Annotated in this window: 14 protein-coding genes and 1 riboswitch; of the genes, 8 read left to right on the top strand and 6 right to left on the bottom strand. The window is 68.9% G+C overall.

Annotation, left to right across the window (positions count from 1 at the left end):
* Nucleotides 1–28: 28 nt before the first annotated feature.
* Nucleotides 29–676, bottom strand: a complete 648-nt coding sequence (locus tag ACFYO1_RS40635) for a LysE family translocator (RefSeq protein WP_387243917.1) — start codon at nucleotides 674–676, stop codon at nucleotides 29–31.
* Nucleotides 677–835: 159 nt separating this feature from the next.
* Nucleotides 836–949: riboswitch (SAM riboswitch) on the top strand.
* A 46-nt stretch (nucleotides 950–995) separates the two neighbouring features.
* Between ACFYO1_RS40635 and ACFYO1_RS40630 the strand changes: the two genes are divergently transcribed.
* From ACFYO1_RS40630 to ACFYO1_RS40620, 3 genes are all read left to right on the top strand, one after another.
* Complete coding sequence (locus tag ACFYO1_RS40630; RefSeq protein WP_387243914.1) at nucleotides 996–2,315, top strand: aminotransferase class V-fold PLP-dependent enzyme; 1,320 nt, start codon at nucleotides 996–998, stop codon at nucleotides 2,313–2,315.
* A gap of 62 nt (nucleotides 2,316–2,377) precedes the next feature.
* Complete coding sequence (locus ACFYO1_RS40625; protein WP_387243911.1) at nucleotides 2,378–2,734, top strand: type II toxin-antitoxin system RelE/ParE family toxin; 357 nt, start codon at nucleotides 2,378–2,380, stop codon at nucleotides 2,732–2,734.
* Entirely contained in the window at nucleotides 2,727–3,020 is a 294-nt protein-coding gene (locus tag ACFYO1_RS40620; RefSeq protein WP_387243908.1) for a helix-turn-helix domain-containing protein, read from the top strand. The genes ACFYO1_RS40625 and ACFYO1_RS40620 overlap by 8 nt, the downstream gene beginning before the upstream one ends.
* Before the next feature lie 4 nt (nucleotides 3,021–3,024).
* On the opposite strand, the gene ACFYO1_RS40615 is transcribed toward ACFYO1_RS40620, so the two are convergent.
* The 3 genes from ACFYO1_RS40615 to ACFYO1_RS40605 form a co-directional block, all read right to left on the bottom strand.
* The gene (locus tag ACFYO1_RS40615; RefSeq protein WP_387243905.1) at nucleotides 3,025–3,576 is read right to left on the bottom strand and encodes a flavin reductase family protein; all 552 of its coding nucleotides are present in this window, start codon (nucleotides 3,574–3,576) and stop codon (nucleotides 3,025–3,027) included.
* A 188-nt stretch (nucleotides 3,577–3,764) separates the two neighbouring features.
* On the bottom strand, nucleotides 3,765–4,241 hold the full coding sequence (locus tag ACFYO1_RS40610; RefSeq protein ID WP_387243903.1) for a YbaK/EbsC family protein: 477 nt from the start codon (nucleotides 4,239–4,241) through the stop codon (nucleotides 3,765–3,767).
* Nucleotides 4,242–4,294: 53 nt separating this feature from the next.
* Nucleotides 4,295–4,636: a 2-oxo-4-hydroxy-4-carboxy-5-ureidoimidazoline decarboxylase gene (locus ACFYO1_RS40605; protein WP_387243900.1), complete on the bottom strand. Its 342-nt coding sequence runs from the start codon at nucleotides 4,634–4,636 to the stop codon at nucleotides 4,295–4,297.
* Between the two features lie 344 nt (nucleotides 4,637–4,980).
* Between ACFYO1_RS40605 and ACFYO1_RS40600 the strand changes: the two genes are divergently transcribed.
* The 5 genes from ACFYO1_RS40600 to ACFYO1_RS40580 all read left to right on the top strand — a co-directional run bounded on the left by ACFYO1_RS40600 (nucleotide 4,981) and on the right by ACFYO1_RS40580 (nucleotide 10,256).
* On the top strand, nucleotides 4,981–5,802 hold the full coding sequence (locus ACFYO1_RS40600; protein ID WP_387243897.1) for a crotonase/enoyl-CoA hydratase family protein: 822 nt from the start codon (nucleotides 4,981–4,983) through the stop codon (nucleotides 5,800–5,802).
* Nucleotides 5,803–5,890: 88 nt separating this feature from the next.
* Nucleotides 5,891–6,397, top strand: coding sequence for a MarR family winged helix-turn-helix transcriptional regulator (locus ACFYO1_RS40595; protein WP_387243894.1), 507 nt, complete (start codon nucleotides 5,891–5,893; stop codon nucleotides 6,395–6,397).
* A 73-nt stretch (nucleotides 6,398–6,470) separates the two neighbouring features.
* Nucleotides 6,471–8,279 carry an MDR family MFS transporter gene (locus ACFYO1_RS40590; RefSeq protein ID WP_387243891.1) on the top strand — a complete coding sequence of 603 codons (1,809 nt, stop codon included), beginning with the start codon at nucleotides 6,471–6,473 and terminating at the stop codon, nucleotides 8,277–8,279.
* Between the two features lie 88 nt (nucleotides 8,280–8,367).
* A complete protein-coding gene (locus ACFYO1_RS40585) occupies nucleotides 8,368–9,624 on the top strand; it encodes a sensor histidine kinase (RefSeq protein WP_387243888.1) in 1,257 nt (418 codons plus the stop codon).
* The gene (locus ACFYO1_RS40580; protein WP_387243885.1) at nucleotides 9,612–10,256 is read left to right on the top strand and encodes a response regulator; all 645 of its coding nucleotides are present in this window, start codon (nucleotides 9,612–9,614) and stop codon (nucleotides 10,254–10,256) included. The genes ACFYO1_RS40585 and ACFYO1_RS40580 overlap by 13 nt, the downstream gene beginning before the upstream one ends.
* A 41-nt stretch (nucleotides 10,257–10,297) precedes the next feature.
* On the opposite strand, the gene ACFYO1_RS40575 is transcribed toward ACFYO1_RS40580, so the two are convergent.
* Both ACFYO1_RS40575 and ACFYO1_RS40570 read right to left on the bottom strand, forming a co-directional pair.
* Nucleotides 10,298–11,809 carry an alpha/beta fold hydrolase gene (locus tag ACFYO1_RS40575; protein WP_387243882.1) on the bottom strand — a complete coding sequence of 504 codons (1,512 nt, stop codon included), beginning with the start codon at nucleotides 11,807–11,809 and terminating at the stop codon, nucleotides 10,298–10,300.
* 58 nt (nucleotides 11,810–11,867) lie between these two features.
* Nucleotides 11,868–13,058, bottom strand: coding sequence for a serine hydrolase domain-containing protein (locus ACFYO1_RS40570; protein WP_387243879.1), 1,191 nt, complete (start codon nucleotides 13,056–13,058; stop codon nucleotides 11,868–11,870).
* Between the last annotated feature and the right edge of the window lie 85 nt (nucleotides 13,059–13,143).

The raw sequence follows: 13,143 nt of genomic DNA, 5'->3' as shown, positions 1-13,143 counted from the left end.
GCTCAGGGCATTTCGGGGGTGGGTCGGCTCAGGCCGCGGAGGCGGCGGTGCCGAGGCCGAGTGTGGCCAGGATGGCGGCGCTGACCTGTTCGAGCCGGTCCCGGAGCTTCGGGCGGCGCAGCAGCGCGACCGCGCGGGAGGCCGCCAGGGCCAGGAGCACCATCGCTACCGCGGCGATCGACGATTCGACGGCGCCGAGTACGAGCGTGTTGGCGAAGGTGACCTCGGTCAGGAACTGGGGCAGCACGGCGAGGTAGAACAGGCCGACCTTCGGGTTGAACATGCACGAGACGACACCTGCGGTGAACGCTGAGCGAACCGAGGTGCGGGTGCCGCGGCCGACGGCAGGCAGGTTCTCGGCGGCGCCGGCTTCCGCGGCTTCCCGGCGCTGCCGCCGCTGCTCGAGCAAAGCGCGAATACCCAAGTACACCAAGTAGATTCCGCCGATCAGCTTGAGCGTGCGGTACGCGGTGGCGGACTGCTCCAGCAGTGCGGCGACACCCGCCGCGACCACCACCGCCCACAGGATGCCGCCCAGCGCCGACCCGATCGCGGCGGCGATCCCCGGTCGCGCGTCCACCAGCGAGAACCGCAGCACGAGGAACGAATCCGGCCCCGGCGTGAGCGCCAGCAGCACGCACAGGCCGATGAAGCTGATCAGCAGCGAAAGTGACACCCCACGAATGTGAACCCATGTCGTCCGATTGGCAACGTATTTCCGCCATTTCCACCGCTCGACCGACACGCGCGGGTTTTGCGAGCGACACGCAGCGCCGCAGGCGCGGCAATCGAACACAGTTGACAGCCCGGGGGGACGTCTGCCAATCTCGGATCAGGTCATGAGTACCAGCGTTCAGCCCCGGCTTGCTGGTCGGCAACCCTCCTCCGCGGTGGGGTGCTCCGGGTGACGACCAGGCCGACGCCCGACCGGGTGCGGCAAGCGCGGACTCGACGAATCTCCTGATCACGAGTCCCAGAGCCGACGGGAATTCGTGATGACTGCTGTTGTGACCCAGGACTGTGCCCCCCTCGCCCGGGTTTCCGGTGATGACCTCCAGGTGCCGCTGGTCCAGGGTGGGACCACCACCTACGCCAACTTCGACTACGCCGCGAGCGCGCCGGCCTTGGCCCAGGTCACCGACCGGATCCAGCAGCTGTTGCCGTTCTACGCGAGCGTGCACCGCGGCGCCGGCTACGCCTCACGGATCTCCACCGAGTGCTACGAGGCCGCCCGCGGTTCGGTCTCGCGCTTCCTGGACGCGGCCGACGACCAGGTCGTCGTGTTCACCCGCAACACCACCGACTCGCTGAACCTGCTCGCCTCCTGCGTGCCCGGCGACACCGTGGTGCTCGACATCGAACATCACGCCAACTTCCTGCCCTGGACCCGGCACGGCCGCCGCGTCGTGCAGGCCGCGGCGACCGTCGAGGAGACCATCGGCCGGCTGGTCGCCGAGCTGTGCAGCAAGCCCGCCGCGCTGCTCGCGGTGACCGGCGCGTCCAACGTCACCGGCGAGGTGCTGCCGCTCGAGCGCCTGGCCACCATCGCGCACCAGTGCGGCGCCCGCATCCTGGTGGACGCGGCCCAGCTCGCGCCGCACCGGCGAATCAGCCTGCGCGACACCGGCATCGACTATCTCGCGTTCTCCGGGCACAAGCTGTACGCGCCGTTCGGCGCCGGTGTGCTGGTCGGCCGGCGCGACTGGCTCGACCGCGCGGAGCCCTACCTGGCCGGCGGTGGAGCGGTCCGCGAGGTCACCACCACCGGCGCCGAGTGGGCGCCGGCGCCGCAGCGGCACGAGGCCGGTTCGCCCAACGTGCTCGGCGCCGCCGCGCTGGCCGCCGCCTGTGACGCGCTCTGTGCGATCGATGCGGAAACCCTCGCCGCCATCGAACATCAGCTCGCCGATCGGCTCCGCACCGGCCTCGCCGCCATCCCCGGCGTCCGCCTGCTGAGCATCTGGACCGACGCCCCCGACACCGTCGGCATCGTCGCCTTCACCCTGGACGGTTTCGTCCCCGGCCACGTCGCCGCCTACCTCTCCGCCGAACACGGCATCGGCGTCCGCGACGGCCGCTTCTGCGCCCACCCCCTGCTCGCCCGCCTGGACCTCGACGGCGCCCTGCGCGCCAGCATCGGCCTCGGCACCACCCCCGCCGACGTGGACCGCCTCGTTCAAGCCATCGCCACCCTCGTCCACACCGGCCCCGCCTGGAACTACGCCACCACTCAGGGCCTCTGGAACCCCACCCCCGAAACCCGCCCCTTCACCTCCGAAGCCCCCACCGGCGCCGCCCCCTGCCTGATCGGCTAGTCCGCCTGCATTCCAGCCAAAACCACCACAGCAATACCTTCTTGCTATATAGCATCAACGCTATGGGATGGGGTATTGTTGAACTAGAACCAGAGGTGCGTGACTGGCTGGAAGGTCTTCCGTCAGGCATGTTCGCCAACGCAGCGTTCTATGTCGACCTTCTGGCCGACAACGGTCCGCTGCTAGGTGAGCCGTATACCCGCCAGCTGGACGGCAAGTTGCGGGAATTGCGCTTCTACCTCGACGGTTCCGCGTTTCGATTGACGTATTGGATTGCGCCTGATCGTCGAATCGTTCTGCTGACGGTGTTCGCCAAGACGCGAATGCGGGAGCGGGCACAGATCGAGAGAGCGCGGCGGGCGCTCCGCCGTTGCATGGCGGAGCTGCACACCGCCGAGGAGGATGAGAACTATGGCTGAGCGCGGCGACTGGGCAGAGATCAAGAACCGTCGGATGAAGGAGCCGGGGGCTGCGGAAGCTTATGAGGCTGCGCGGCTGGCATACGAACTCGGCCGGACGATTCGGCAGATGCGCGAAGAGCGCGGATGGAGTCAGACCAATCTGGCCGATGCGGCGGGTATGACGCAGTCGGCGGTCGCCAGGTTCGAAGCCGGTGGCACCGTGCCGAGTCTTCCTGTGCTCGAACGACTTGCGCATGCGCTCGACGCCGATCTGGTTGTCCAGGTGCGTCCGCGGGTCGCGTAGCCGTTCAGTCGCCGATTTTGGTGGGGCGGTGGTAGCGGCCGTTGTAGTAGAGGAGGGGGGCGGCGGCGGGGGATTGGTTGGTGTTGTCGTGGACTCGGGTGACCAGGCCTACGACGAGGGTGTGGTCGCCCAAAGGGATGAGTTGGTGGATGGTGGCGCGGAGCCAGATGGGGGTGCCGTGCAGGACCGGCTCGCCGGTGTCGAGGGTGGTCCAGAGGGAACGGTCGGTGAAGCGGTCGGCGGCGGTGCGGGCGAAGCGCTGGGCCAGGTCGTGCTGGTGTTCGCCGAGGAAGTGGATGACGACCGAGTCGGCGTCCAGCAGCGCGGTGAGGCTGGAGGAGGTGTGCGCGATGTTGAACGAGACCAGCGGCGGGGCCAGCGACAGGGACGCGAACGAGGTCGCGGTGAAACCGATCGGGCCGCTCGGAGAGTTCAGCGTGACGACGGTGACGCCGGCCGGGTAGTGGCGCATGGATGCGCGGAATTGCTCGGCGGTGATCCCGCTCAGATCATCGGGGACCTGGAAATCCGTGGCGGGCCGTTCTGCTTCGGTCACCACTCCAAACCTACGCTGTCCCGCCTCTCCGGGAATTCAGGCCAGACTTTGGTGCGGGGGGAGTGACGATGGCGGCCGGCGGTAGTGGAGGGGGTGGGTTAGCTCGTACCCGAGGAGTTACCCATGTTCTTGCGAGATCAGTGGGATTGCGGGCAAAAGGAAAAGATAGGACGAGGGTGACTGCGGTGTCAGTCGACGTCGATCGGGAGGCCCGCGGTGATCCGGACCAGTTCGTTGAAGGACGTGCGGAAGACTGTGTTCGGGTGTCCGCCTGCGGCCCAGACCTCGCGATGGTTCGACAGGGCGGTGTCTACCCAGGTGGGGAGGTTGGTGGGGTGGCCTACCGGGGCGACGCCGCCGAGCGGTTGGCCGGTGACCTCGCGGATCATGTCGGCCGGGGCGGGGGTGAGGGTGCCTTCGAGGCGTTTGCCGGTGGACTCCAGGTCGACCTCGTGGGCGCCGGAGACCAGCAGCAGCACCGGATCCTCGTCCAACAGAAACACCACGGAACTGGTGATGGCGCCCACGTCGACACCGAGGGTTCGGGCGGCATCCGCGACGGTGGGGGTTGGTGCCGGCTGGGTCACGATGACACCGTGATGGCCTCGGGCGATGAGGGTGTCCGCGACTCGGCAGGCGATCGGTGGCAATGTCGACCTGCGCATGCCACCAGAGTAGAGCGATTGCGGATGGTGCGCCGGGCTACGCGGCGAATGCGTCAGTATTCCGGATAGCCCTCGCTCGATTCCGGATAGCCCTCGCTCGGTCCGAGCATCCGCGCGATGCGCGTCCGCGTCATCTGCGCCAGCCCGGTCACGCTGCCGCCCGAGACCTGTTCGTGCACAACTGCTTCGAGCGCCCGATCCAGATCACCCTGGGACAGCGCGAGCAACTCGACATCGGCCGTGGCCAGCAGCGCGTCCCGATCCGGATACGGCCGGGCGTCGGCGAGCACGGCGGCCCAGGTGACATTGGCGCAGCAGGCGAAGAGCGCGTGAATCGCACGGGCCCGGGAGATTTCGTTGAACCGGTCGAGGCCGATTCCCTGATGCATCAGCATGATCGCCTCCGAATCGATGAATGAGGTTTGCTGACCGTCTCCATGATCCGTCCACGGACGAGCCGGGACCTAGTGCGCCGCACCGAATTTGCGCAGGTTTTACAGTGTTGTCGGCCGCGCGGGCGCGGCGTGTTCGTGGCCCCCGGGTGTCTCGCGTCCGAGCGGTCGAGACTCGCGCCTGCGGCGCATGCGCTTCGACCGCTCGGACGCGAGACGGGCCACGAACGGGTCGCTCGTAAGACTCGCTCCGTTGGGGATGCGTCGGGTGGGTAGGTATCGGCTGGTCTATGCCTATTTCCGGGATGGGGAGTATCGGGGGGCGGCATCCTCGATACGCTGTAAGAATGACTGATTGGCAGGCGTTCACCGTAGAAACGAAGGACCACGTCGCGCAGGTGACGTTGACCGGTCCCGGTAAGGGCAATGCGATGGGCCCGGATTTCTGGCGGGAGCTGCCGGAGATCTTCCAGGGGCTCGACGCCGACCCCGAGGTGCGCGCGATCGTGCTCACCGGTTCGGGCAAGCACTTCTCCTATGGGCTGGATCTGCCGGCCATGGCCGGCACGTTCGGCCCGCTGATGGCCGATCGGGCGCAGGCCGCGCCGCGCACGGAGTTCCTGGTGGAGTTGCGCAAGATGCAGGCGGCGGTGACCGCGGTGGCGGATTGCCGCAAGCCGGTGATCGCCGCGGTCTCCGGCTGGTGCATCGGCGGCGGGCTGGATCTGATCGCGGCCGTGGACATCCGCTACGCGAGCGCGGACGCGAAGTTCAGCCTGCGCGAGGCGCGGGTCGCCATCGTCGCCGACATCGGCTCGCTGCAGCGGCTGCCCGGCATCATCGGCGAGGGCCAGCTGCGCGAACTCGCCTACACCGGCAAGGACATCGACGCGGCGCGGGCGGAGAAGATCGGCCTGGTCAGTGATGTCTTCGAGGACCAGGAGGCGGTGCTGGACGCGGCCCACGCCACGGCCCGCGAGATCGCGGTCAATCCGCCGCTGGTGGTGCAGGGGGTGAAGGACGTGCTGGATCAGCGGAACAAGGACGAGGTGGCCGCCGGGCTGCGCTACGTGTCCGCGTGGAACTCCGCCTTCCTGCCGTCGGAAGATCTCGCCGAGGCGCTCAAAGCGGTGTTCGAGAAGCGGGCGCCGGAGTTCAAGGGCAGGTAAAGCTCGGTATATCACTTGCCCCAGTAGGAGGCTCGTCCGCATACTTGCATTGCGCAACTAATTGATTGATGCAAGCAAAGGTTTGGGTTTGGACGAGCAAACGGTCGACACGATCGCGATGCAGCTCTCCCGATTGCAGCGAATCCGTGACCGCACCGCGGCCCAGATCGGCACGTGGACCAAGGACGGTCTCGATCCCGCGGCATACGGCACATTGCTCCGGCTGTGCTGCGACGGTCCGATGCGATCGGGAGCGCTGGCCGGTGCGTTGCACTCGGACGCCTCGACGGTGAGCCGCCAGGTGGCACAGTTGGTCGGCAAGCAGTTGGTCGAGCGGCAGGCCGACCCGGCGGACGGCCGGGCCACGGTCCTGGCCGTGACGGAACGTGGCCGGGCGGTCGCCGAGGAGGTCCGCAGGCGGCGCAACGAGAACCTGTCCCGGGTGATGGCCGAATGGGCGCCGCAATCCCGGGCCGATTTCGCCGAATTGCTCCGGCAGTTCGTCGACGACTTCGAGCGCACCAGACCCGAGATGATCGCCGCGATGCGCCGCAATTGGGATCAGACCTTTACTGGGACGGAGAAAGACACGTGAGCGAGCAACGCGAGCGAACCGAAGACACAGCCGCCGTTGGCACGACGGAGCCGAGCGCTAGCGAGGCGCAGTCGTGACAACCGTGGAGAAGGTGGAGGCGCCACCCGCGTTCACTCATCGCCAGATTCTGGTGATCCTGAGCGGGCTGATGCTCGGGATGCTGCTCGCGGCGCTGGACCAGACGATCGTGTCCACCGCGATCCGCACCATCGCCGACGACCTGAACGGCTACTCGTTGCAGGCGTGGGCCACCACCGCCTACCTGATCACCGCGACGCTGGCCACGCCGCTGTACGGCAAGTTGTCCGACATGTTCGGCCGCAAGCAGTTCTTCATGCTTGCCATCGCGATCTTCATCGTCGGCTCGCTGCTGTGCACGATGGCCCAGTCGATGTATCAGCTCGCGGCGTTCCGCGCCGTGCAGGGCATCGGCGCCGGCGGTCTGATGTCGCTGGCGCTGACCATTCTCGGCGATATCGTCGGGCCGCGGGAACGCGCCAAGTACCAGGGCTACTTCCTGGCCGTGTTCGGTACCTCCAGCGTGATCGGCCCGGTGCTGGGCGGCGTGCTGGCCGGGCAGGACACCATCCTCGGGGTCAGCGGCTGGCGCTGGGTGTTCCTGGTGAACGTGCCGATCGGCCTGATCGCGCTCGCCGTGGTGTACCGGGTGCTCAAGCTGCCGAAGCGGCCGCACTCCACCGACCGGGTGGACTGGTGGGGCGTGTTCGTCCTCGCGGTCGGCCTGGTGCCGCTGCTCATCGTCGCCGAGCAGGGGCGCGAATGGGGTTGGGCCAGTGGGCGTTCCATCGCCTGCTACGTGATCGGCGTAATCGGCGTGATCGGCTTCGTGTTCGTCGAGAAGGCGCTGCGTGACGCCGCGCTGATCCCGCTGCGGATCTTCAAGAACAAGACCTTCGCGCTCGGCGTGGTGATCTCCTTCGTGGTCGGCGCGGGCATGTTCGGCGGCATCTCGCTGCTGCCGCAGTACCTGCAGGTGGTGCGCGGGGCCAGCCCGACGCTGGCGGGTCTGCAAATGCTGCCCATGGTGCTCGGTCTGATGACCGGTTCGGTCGTGTCCGGCCAGCTGATCTCGCGGACCGGCCGCTACCGCAGCTTCACCATCATCGGCGCGAGCATGCTGACGCTGGGCCTGTTCCTGCTGCACTTCCTGACCGCCGACACCCCGCTGTGGCTCGCGATGATCTTCATGGCGTGCACCGGTTTCGGGCTCGGCAACCTGATGCAGCCGCTCACCCTGGCGTTGCAGAACGCGTTGCCGCCCAAGGACATGGGCGTGTCCACCGCGGCCGCGACGTTCTTCCGGCAGATCGGCGGCACGCTCGGTGTCGCGGTGTTCCTGTCCATCCTGTTCGCCCAGCTGACCCCGAACATCTCCGACGAGATGCGCAGCGCGGCAGCCGATCCGCAGTTCCAGCACGCGGTGGTCGAGGGCGCGCAGAGCAGCAACCCCGCCGACGCCGCACTGGCGAAAGGCCTGCTCGCGCAGGACACTTCGGCCGCGGGTTCGGTGCTCAAGGACAGCTCGGTGATCCAGCAGCTGAGCCCGGATCTGGCCCGCCCGTTCAAGGTCGGCTTCGCCGAATCCATGTCGACGGTGTTCCTGTCCGCGACCGGTATCGCGCTGCTCGCGCTGATCCTGGTGCTGTTCTGGCGGGAGGTGCCGTTGCGCATGGTCAGCGGCATCCAGGCGGCCAAGGACGCGGCCGCCAGTGAGTCGGAGTCGGTGGTCGACGCCGAGGTGCGGGTGGTGGATCAGGCCGGGCTGCTGCTCGGCGGCGGCGAGGCGGTGAGCCCGCCGGATGGCACCGGCCACCGCGACGGCGCCGCGGGCAGATCGGCGGACGGTTCCGGCTCGGCGTGATCGCATCCGGTCCTGCCGCGCCCGGGTCGATGAGGGACCGGGGCGCGGCGGCGACCGGGCGGGCGGACCCGCCTGCCGTTCTGACAGCATGGCCAGGGTGATGGTGGTCCTGCGCACGGTGCGCGATCGATTGCGGCGCCTGCCCGGTGCGATCGGGTATCTGACGGTCGGCGCCGCGACGTCGGTGCTCGCCCTGTTCGCGGTGATCGGCCTGCTGCTGGTCGGCTCGTTCTGCTTGATCGGGGTGGGGATTCCGGCGCTGCCCGAGGCGGTCCGGCTGGTCCGGCCGCTGGTGGCGTTCGAACGCCGCAGGGCGGCGAAGCGACTCGGTGAGCCGATCATCGAGGCCTATCAACCCCTGACCGGCGGGTTGCGGCAGCGGGTGGCCACGGTATTCCTCGATCCGGCGAATCGCCGGGACTTCGCCTGGCTGGTCGCGCACGCGCTGACCGGAATCTATGCCGGGCTGTTCGCGATCGCGCTGCCGATCAGCGTTCTGGTCCAGCTGGCCACCCCCCTGATCTGGCAGCATGTCCCGCCCGGGCAGCTGACCAACTACGGATTCGAGGTCGGCTCCTGGCCGCGGGCGGCGCTGAGCTTTCTCATCGGGATCCTGGTCGGCTACATCGTTCTGCAGATCCCGCTGGCCGCGCGCTGGCAGGCGCTGCTGGCCCGCGCGCTGCTCGGACCCGCCGAGGGCGTCGTGCTCGCCGACCGGGTCGCCGCGCTGACCGCGACCAGGGCGGCCGCGCTGGACGCGCACGGCGCGGAACTGCGCCGGATCGAGCGCGACCTGCACGACGGCGCGCAGGCCAGGATCGCGGCGGTGATCATGCAGCTCGGCCTGGCCGATCAGCTGCGTGATCAGGATCCGGAGGCGGCGCAGGGCCTGGTGCGCAAGGCACAGGACACCGCGACGGCCGCGCTTGCCGAACTGCGGGACGTGGTGCGCAACGTGTATCCACCGGTGCTCTCGGATCGGGGCCTGGTGAGCGCCATCTCGGCGATCGCCGCGCGCAGCCCCATCCCGTGCGTGCTCGACTCGAGCGAAGCGGGCAGGCGGCCGGCCGCGGTGGAGGCGGCGGCCTACTTCGTGATCACCGAGGCGCTCACCAATGCCACCAAACATTCCGGCGCCGAAGGCCTTTCGCTGACCATCGGCGGCCCGCCCGAACTGCTGCGGATCGAGATCCGCGACGACGGCGTCGGCGGCGCGGTGGAGACCTACGGTGGCGGCCTGGCCGGCATCCGGCGCCGGGCCGAGGCGCTCGACGGCAGCATGGTGCTGACCAGCCCGCCCGGTGGCCCTACTGTGTTGCGGGTGGAGCTGCCGTGCGGGTCATGATCGCCGAGGACGACGCCCTTCTGCGGGAGGGTCTCGTGCTCTTGCTGAGCACCGCGGGCATCGAGGTGGTCGCCGCGGTGGACAACGCGGACGACTTTCTCGCCGCGGTGACCGCGGACCGGCCGGACGCGGTGGTCGTCGACATCCGGTTGCCGCCGACATTCACCGACGACGGGTTGCGCGCGGCGGTCAGCGCCCGCAAGGTGCACCCCGGCCTGCCGGTGCTGGTGCTGTCGTCCTGGGTGGAGGACAGCTATGCCGCCGAACTGCTCGGCGACGGCGCGGGCGGGGTGGGCTATCTGCTCAAGGAGCGGGTCGGCAAGGTCGATCGCTTCCTCGATTCGCTGCGCCGGGTCGCCGCGGGCGGCACCGCGATGGACCCCGAGGTGATCTCGCAGCTGCTGGTGCGCCGCAAGGCCGACGATCCGCTGGCGGCGTTGACCGCCCGCGAGCGCGAGGTGCTCGCGCTGATGGCGGAGGGGCACAACAACGCGACCATCGCCGAACGGCTGGTGGTCAGCGAAGGCGCTGTGCACAAACACATTCGGAGTATTTTCGCCAAGCTCGGGCTGTCCACCGAGGATGTCGGGCACCGCCGGGTGCTGGCGGTGCTCGCCTATCTGAACGCGTGAAAGGCCTGAACCCGTTGGGGCTCAGGCCTTTTACGCCATGCTCAATCCGCCTGGCAGGTGACGTCGGCGGCGGGCAATGTGCCGTCGCGGAAGTAGGTGTTCACCGCCGCGTAGGCGCACGAGTTCTGGTAGCGCCCGAAGATCCAGTGGATCGGGACGTCCTGCAGCGTGACCATGCGTGACGCGCTCATGTCGCGGTGCATGGCGACCGCGCCCGCGTAGGCGGTCCGGGTGTCGCCGGTGGACTGCACGATCAGGGCGGGCACCGAATTCCGCACCACGGTGGCGGGTTCGGCGGGCGGGGCCCAGAACGCGCACGGCGTGATGTTGTTGCTGAACGCGCCGAACACCGGTTGCGCGGCGCGCGCGGCTTCGATGTTGCGCCAATAGAATCCGGGGTCGCGCGGTGCGGCCACGTCGCCGCACATGATCGCCATCTGGGCCGAATTGTCCTGCGGCCGGGCCTTCAACGCGTACCCGAGGGTGGCGTCCAGCGTCGGGTCGACCTCGACCGGCTTGCCGTCGGCGGCGTCGGCGATCTTGCGGATCTGACCGGCCAGCATCTCGTACTGGTCCGGGGAGTCCAGCCCGACGAACAGCACCAGCGGTATCCAGTGATCGTCGATCTCGTACTCGCCCAACCGGATCGGCTTGTCCGCGCCCCGGCGGATCAGATCCTGCACCGCGCCGCGAACCTGGGCCCGGCTGGTGCCGAAGTGGTATTCGCCGTCGCGCGCGGCGACCCAATCCGCCCAGAGGTCGAGCGCGGCCTCGTTGGGCGGCCCCATCGCCTGCATCATGCCGACCGTCCCGTAGCTGTCCGGATCGGCCGCGCTGTCCAGCACGATCCGGTCGCTGCGTTCGGGGAACATCTGGGTGAACACCGCGCCCAGGTAGGTGCCGTATGACGTGCCGTAGAAGTTGATCCGCTCCTCACCGAAGATGCCGCGGATGACGTCCATGTCCCGCGCGGTGTTGCGGGTGGTGATGTAGGGCAGCCGGGCCGCCTCCGCGGTGGCGCAGCGAGCGGCCAGTTCGCCTTGCATCGCCACGGATTCGGCGAAGCTCGCCGCGTCGACGCCCGCCGATTGCAGGCCGATGCCGCGCGGCCAGTGGCACTGCACCGGGGAGGAGCGGCCGACGCCGCGCGGGTCCATGCCGATCAGGTCGTAGCGGGCGCGGACCTCGGGTGTCATCGCCTTGCCGACGGTGACCATGAAATCCAGTCCGGCGCCGCCGGGGCCGCCCGGGTTGGACAGCATGACGCCGCGCTTCTGCGCGGGATCGGCGGCCAGCCGGGAGATCGCGACGGTGAGGGTGGGCCCTTGCGGCGCAGCGTAATCGAGCGGCACGGTGACATCGGCGCATTGCGCGCCTGCCTCGTCGAGCGCCGGTTCCCCGCACGCCTTCCAGTCCAGCCGCTGGCTGTAGAAGCGGTCCAGCGCAGGCGGTTCCGCCTTCGCGGTGGGCCCCGCGCAACCGATCAGCCCGGCGCCTGCCACCAGGCTGGTGACCGAGGCCAGCACGGCCGTCAGCGCTCTTGTGCGTTTCACTGATGATCCTTCGAAGTCGTTCGGCCGCAACCGGTATCGGTGCGGCGAGGCGGGTGGGTCAGGCGGAGCAGAGCGCGGCATCCAGCACCCGGGTGACCGCGTCGGCACTCTCCTCGGAGGTCGGCAGCTGATTCACCGTGACGGTCACCGCGGTGCCGTCGGCGGTCACGCCGTTGCGCGTCTCGAAACCGGGGATGCTGCCGCCGTGGCCCCACACCTGTTTGCCGCACGGCGTGCTGCGCTGGATGAGCGCGAGTCCGTAACCGGCGCCGGGCATCCGGTCGAACGGCACGGTGCGCCGCATCTCGGCCAATTGCTCAGGGGCGACCAGCTTTCCGGCCAGCAACGCGGTGAAGAACCGGTTCAGGTCGGCCGGCGTGGCGACCATGTCGCCGGCCGTGCCGCCCCAGGACGGGTCGAGGTCGGTGAAGTCGACCGATTTGCCGTTCACGACGTGGTAGCCCTGCGGATGCGAGCCGCGGATGGTCATTTCGCGCGCGGCGGGCACGTAGGTGTCACGCAGGCCGAGCGGTTCGATGATCCGGCGGCCGATCTCCTCGGCGGCCGGACGCCCGGTCACCCGCTCGATCAGCAGGCCGGCGATCAGGTAGTTGGTGTTGGTGTAGACCGATTTCGCGCCGGGTTCGAAGTTCGGCGGCGCGGTCATCGCCCGGCGCACCAGCTCGGCCATCTCGAAATGCTGCCGGCGCAGCGCCTCGTCGTCCGGGTTCAGCTGCTCGGAATGTTCCCGCACGACGCCGTCGGCGGTGCCGTGGCCGAGGTAGTCGGGCAGGCCGCTGGTGTGCTGCAGCAACTGGCGCACCGAGATCCGGTTGCCGTCGTTGCCGCTGCCCTGCACCAGCCCGGGCAGGTAGCGTTCGATCGGCGCGTCCAGCTCGACCTTGCCCTCGGTCACCAGCTGCATGATCACCGTCGCGACGAATGTCTTTGTGTTGCTGCCGATCCGGACGCGACCGTCTTCCGGGAACGGCGCACGGCTGTCCAGGTTGCCCACGCCTGCCGTGAAGGTGCGATGGCCGCCGGGGCCGTCGATCACCACCTGCACACCGGGCGTTCCGGTGCGCACCACGTCGTCCATCGCGGTGCTGACCGCGACGGGTGCGGACTTCGCCGGATCCTTCGGCGCGGAATCCGAAGTGTCACCGCCACACGCGGATACGGCGAGTACCGCACCGGCCACCGCGGCCGAAAGGACCGCTTTCCCGCAGTTACGCCGAAATGGGTTCATGAGCAGTGATTTCCTCCTGTTCGAGCCGGAAGGCATGGGTGCGTCCCCGACGCTTCGAGCCTAGGAATCGGCGGCCGTCCGGCCC

The sequence above is a fragment of the Nocardia sp. NPDC006044 genome, from assembly GCF_042871115.1.
GTDB lineage: Bacteria > Actinomycetota > Actinomycetes > Mycobacteriales > Mycobacteriaceae > Nocardia.
The sequence above is the reverse complement of the archived record's forward strand: the minus strand, read 5'-3'. Positions and strand labels throughout refer to the sequence as shown.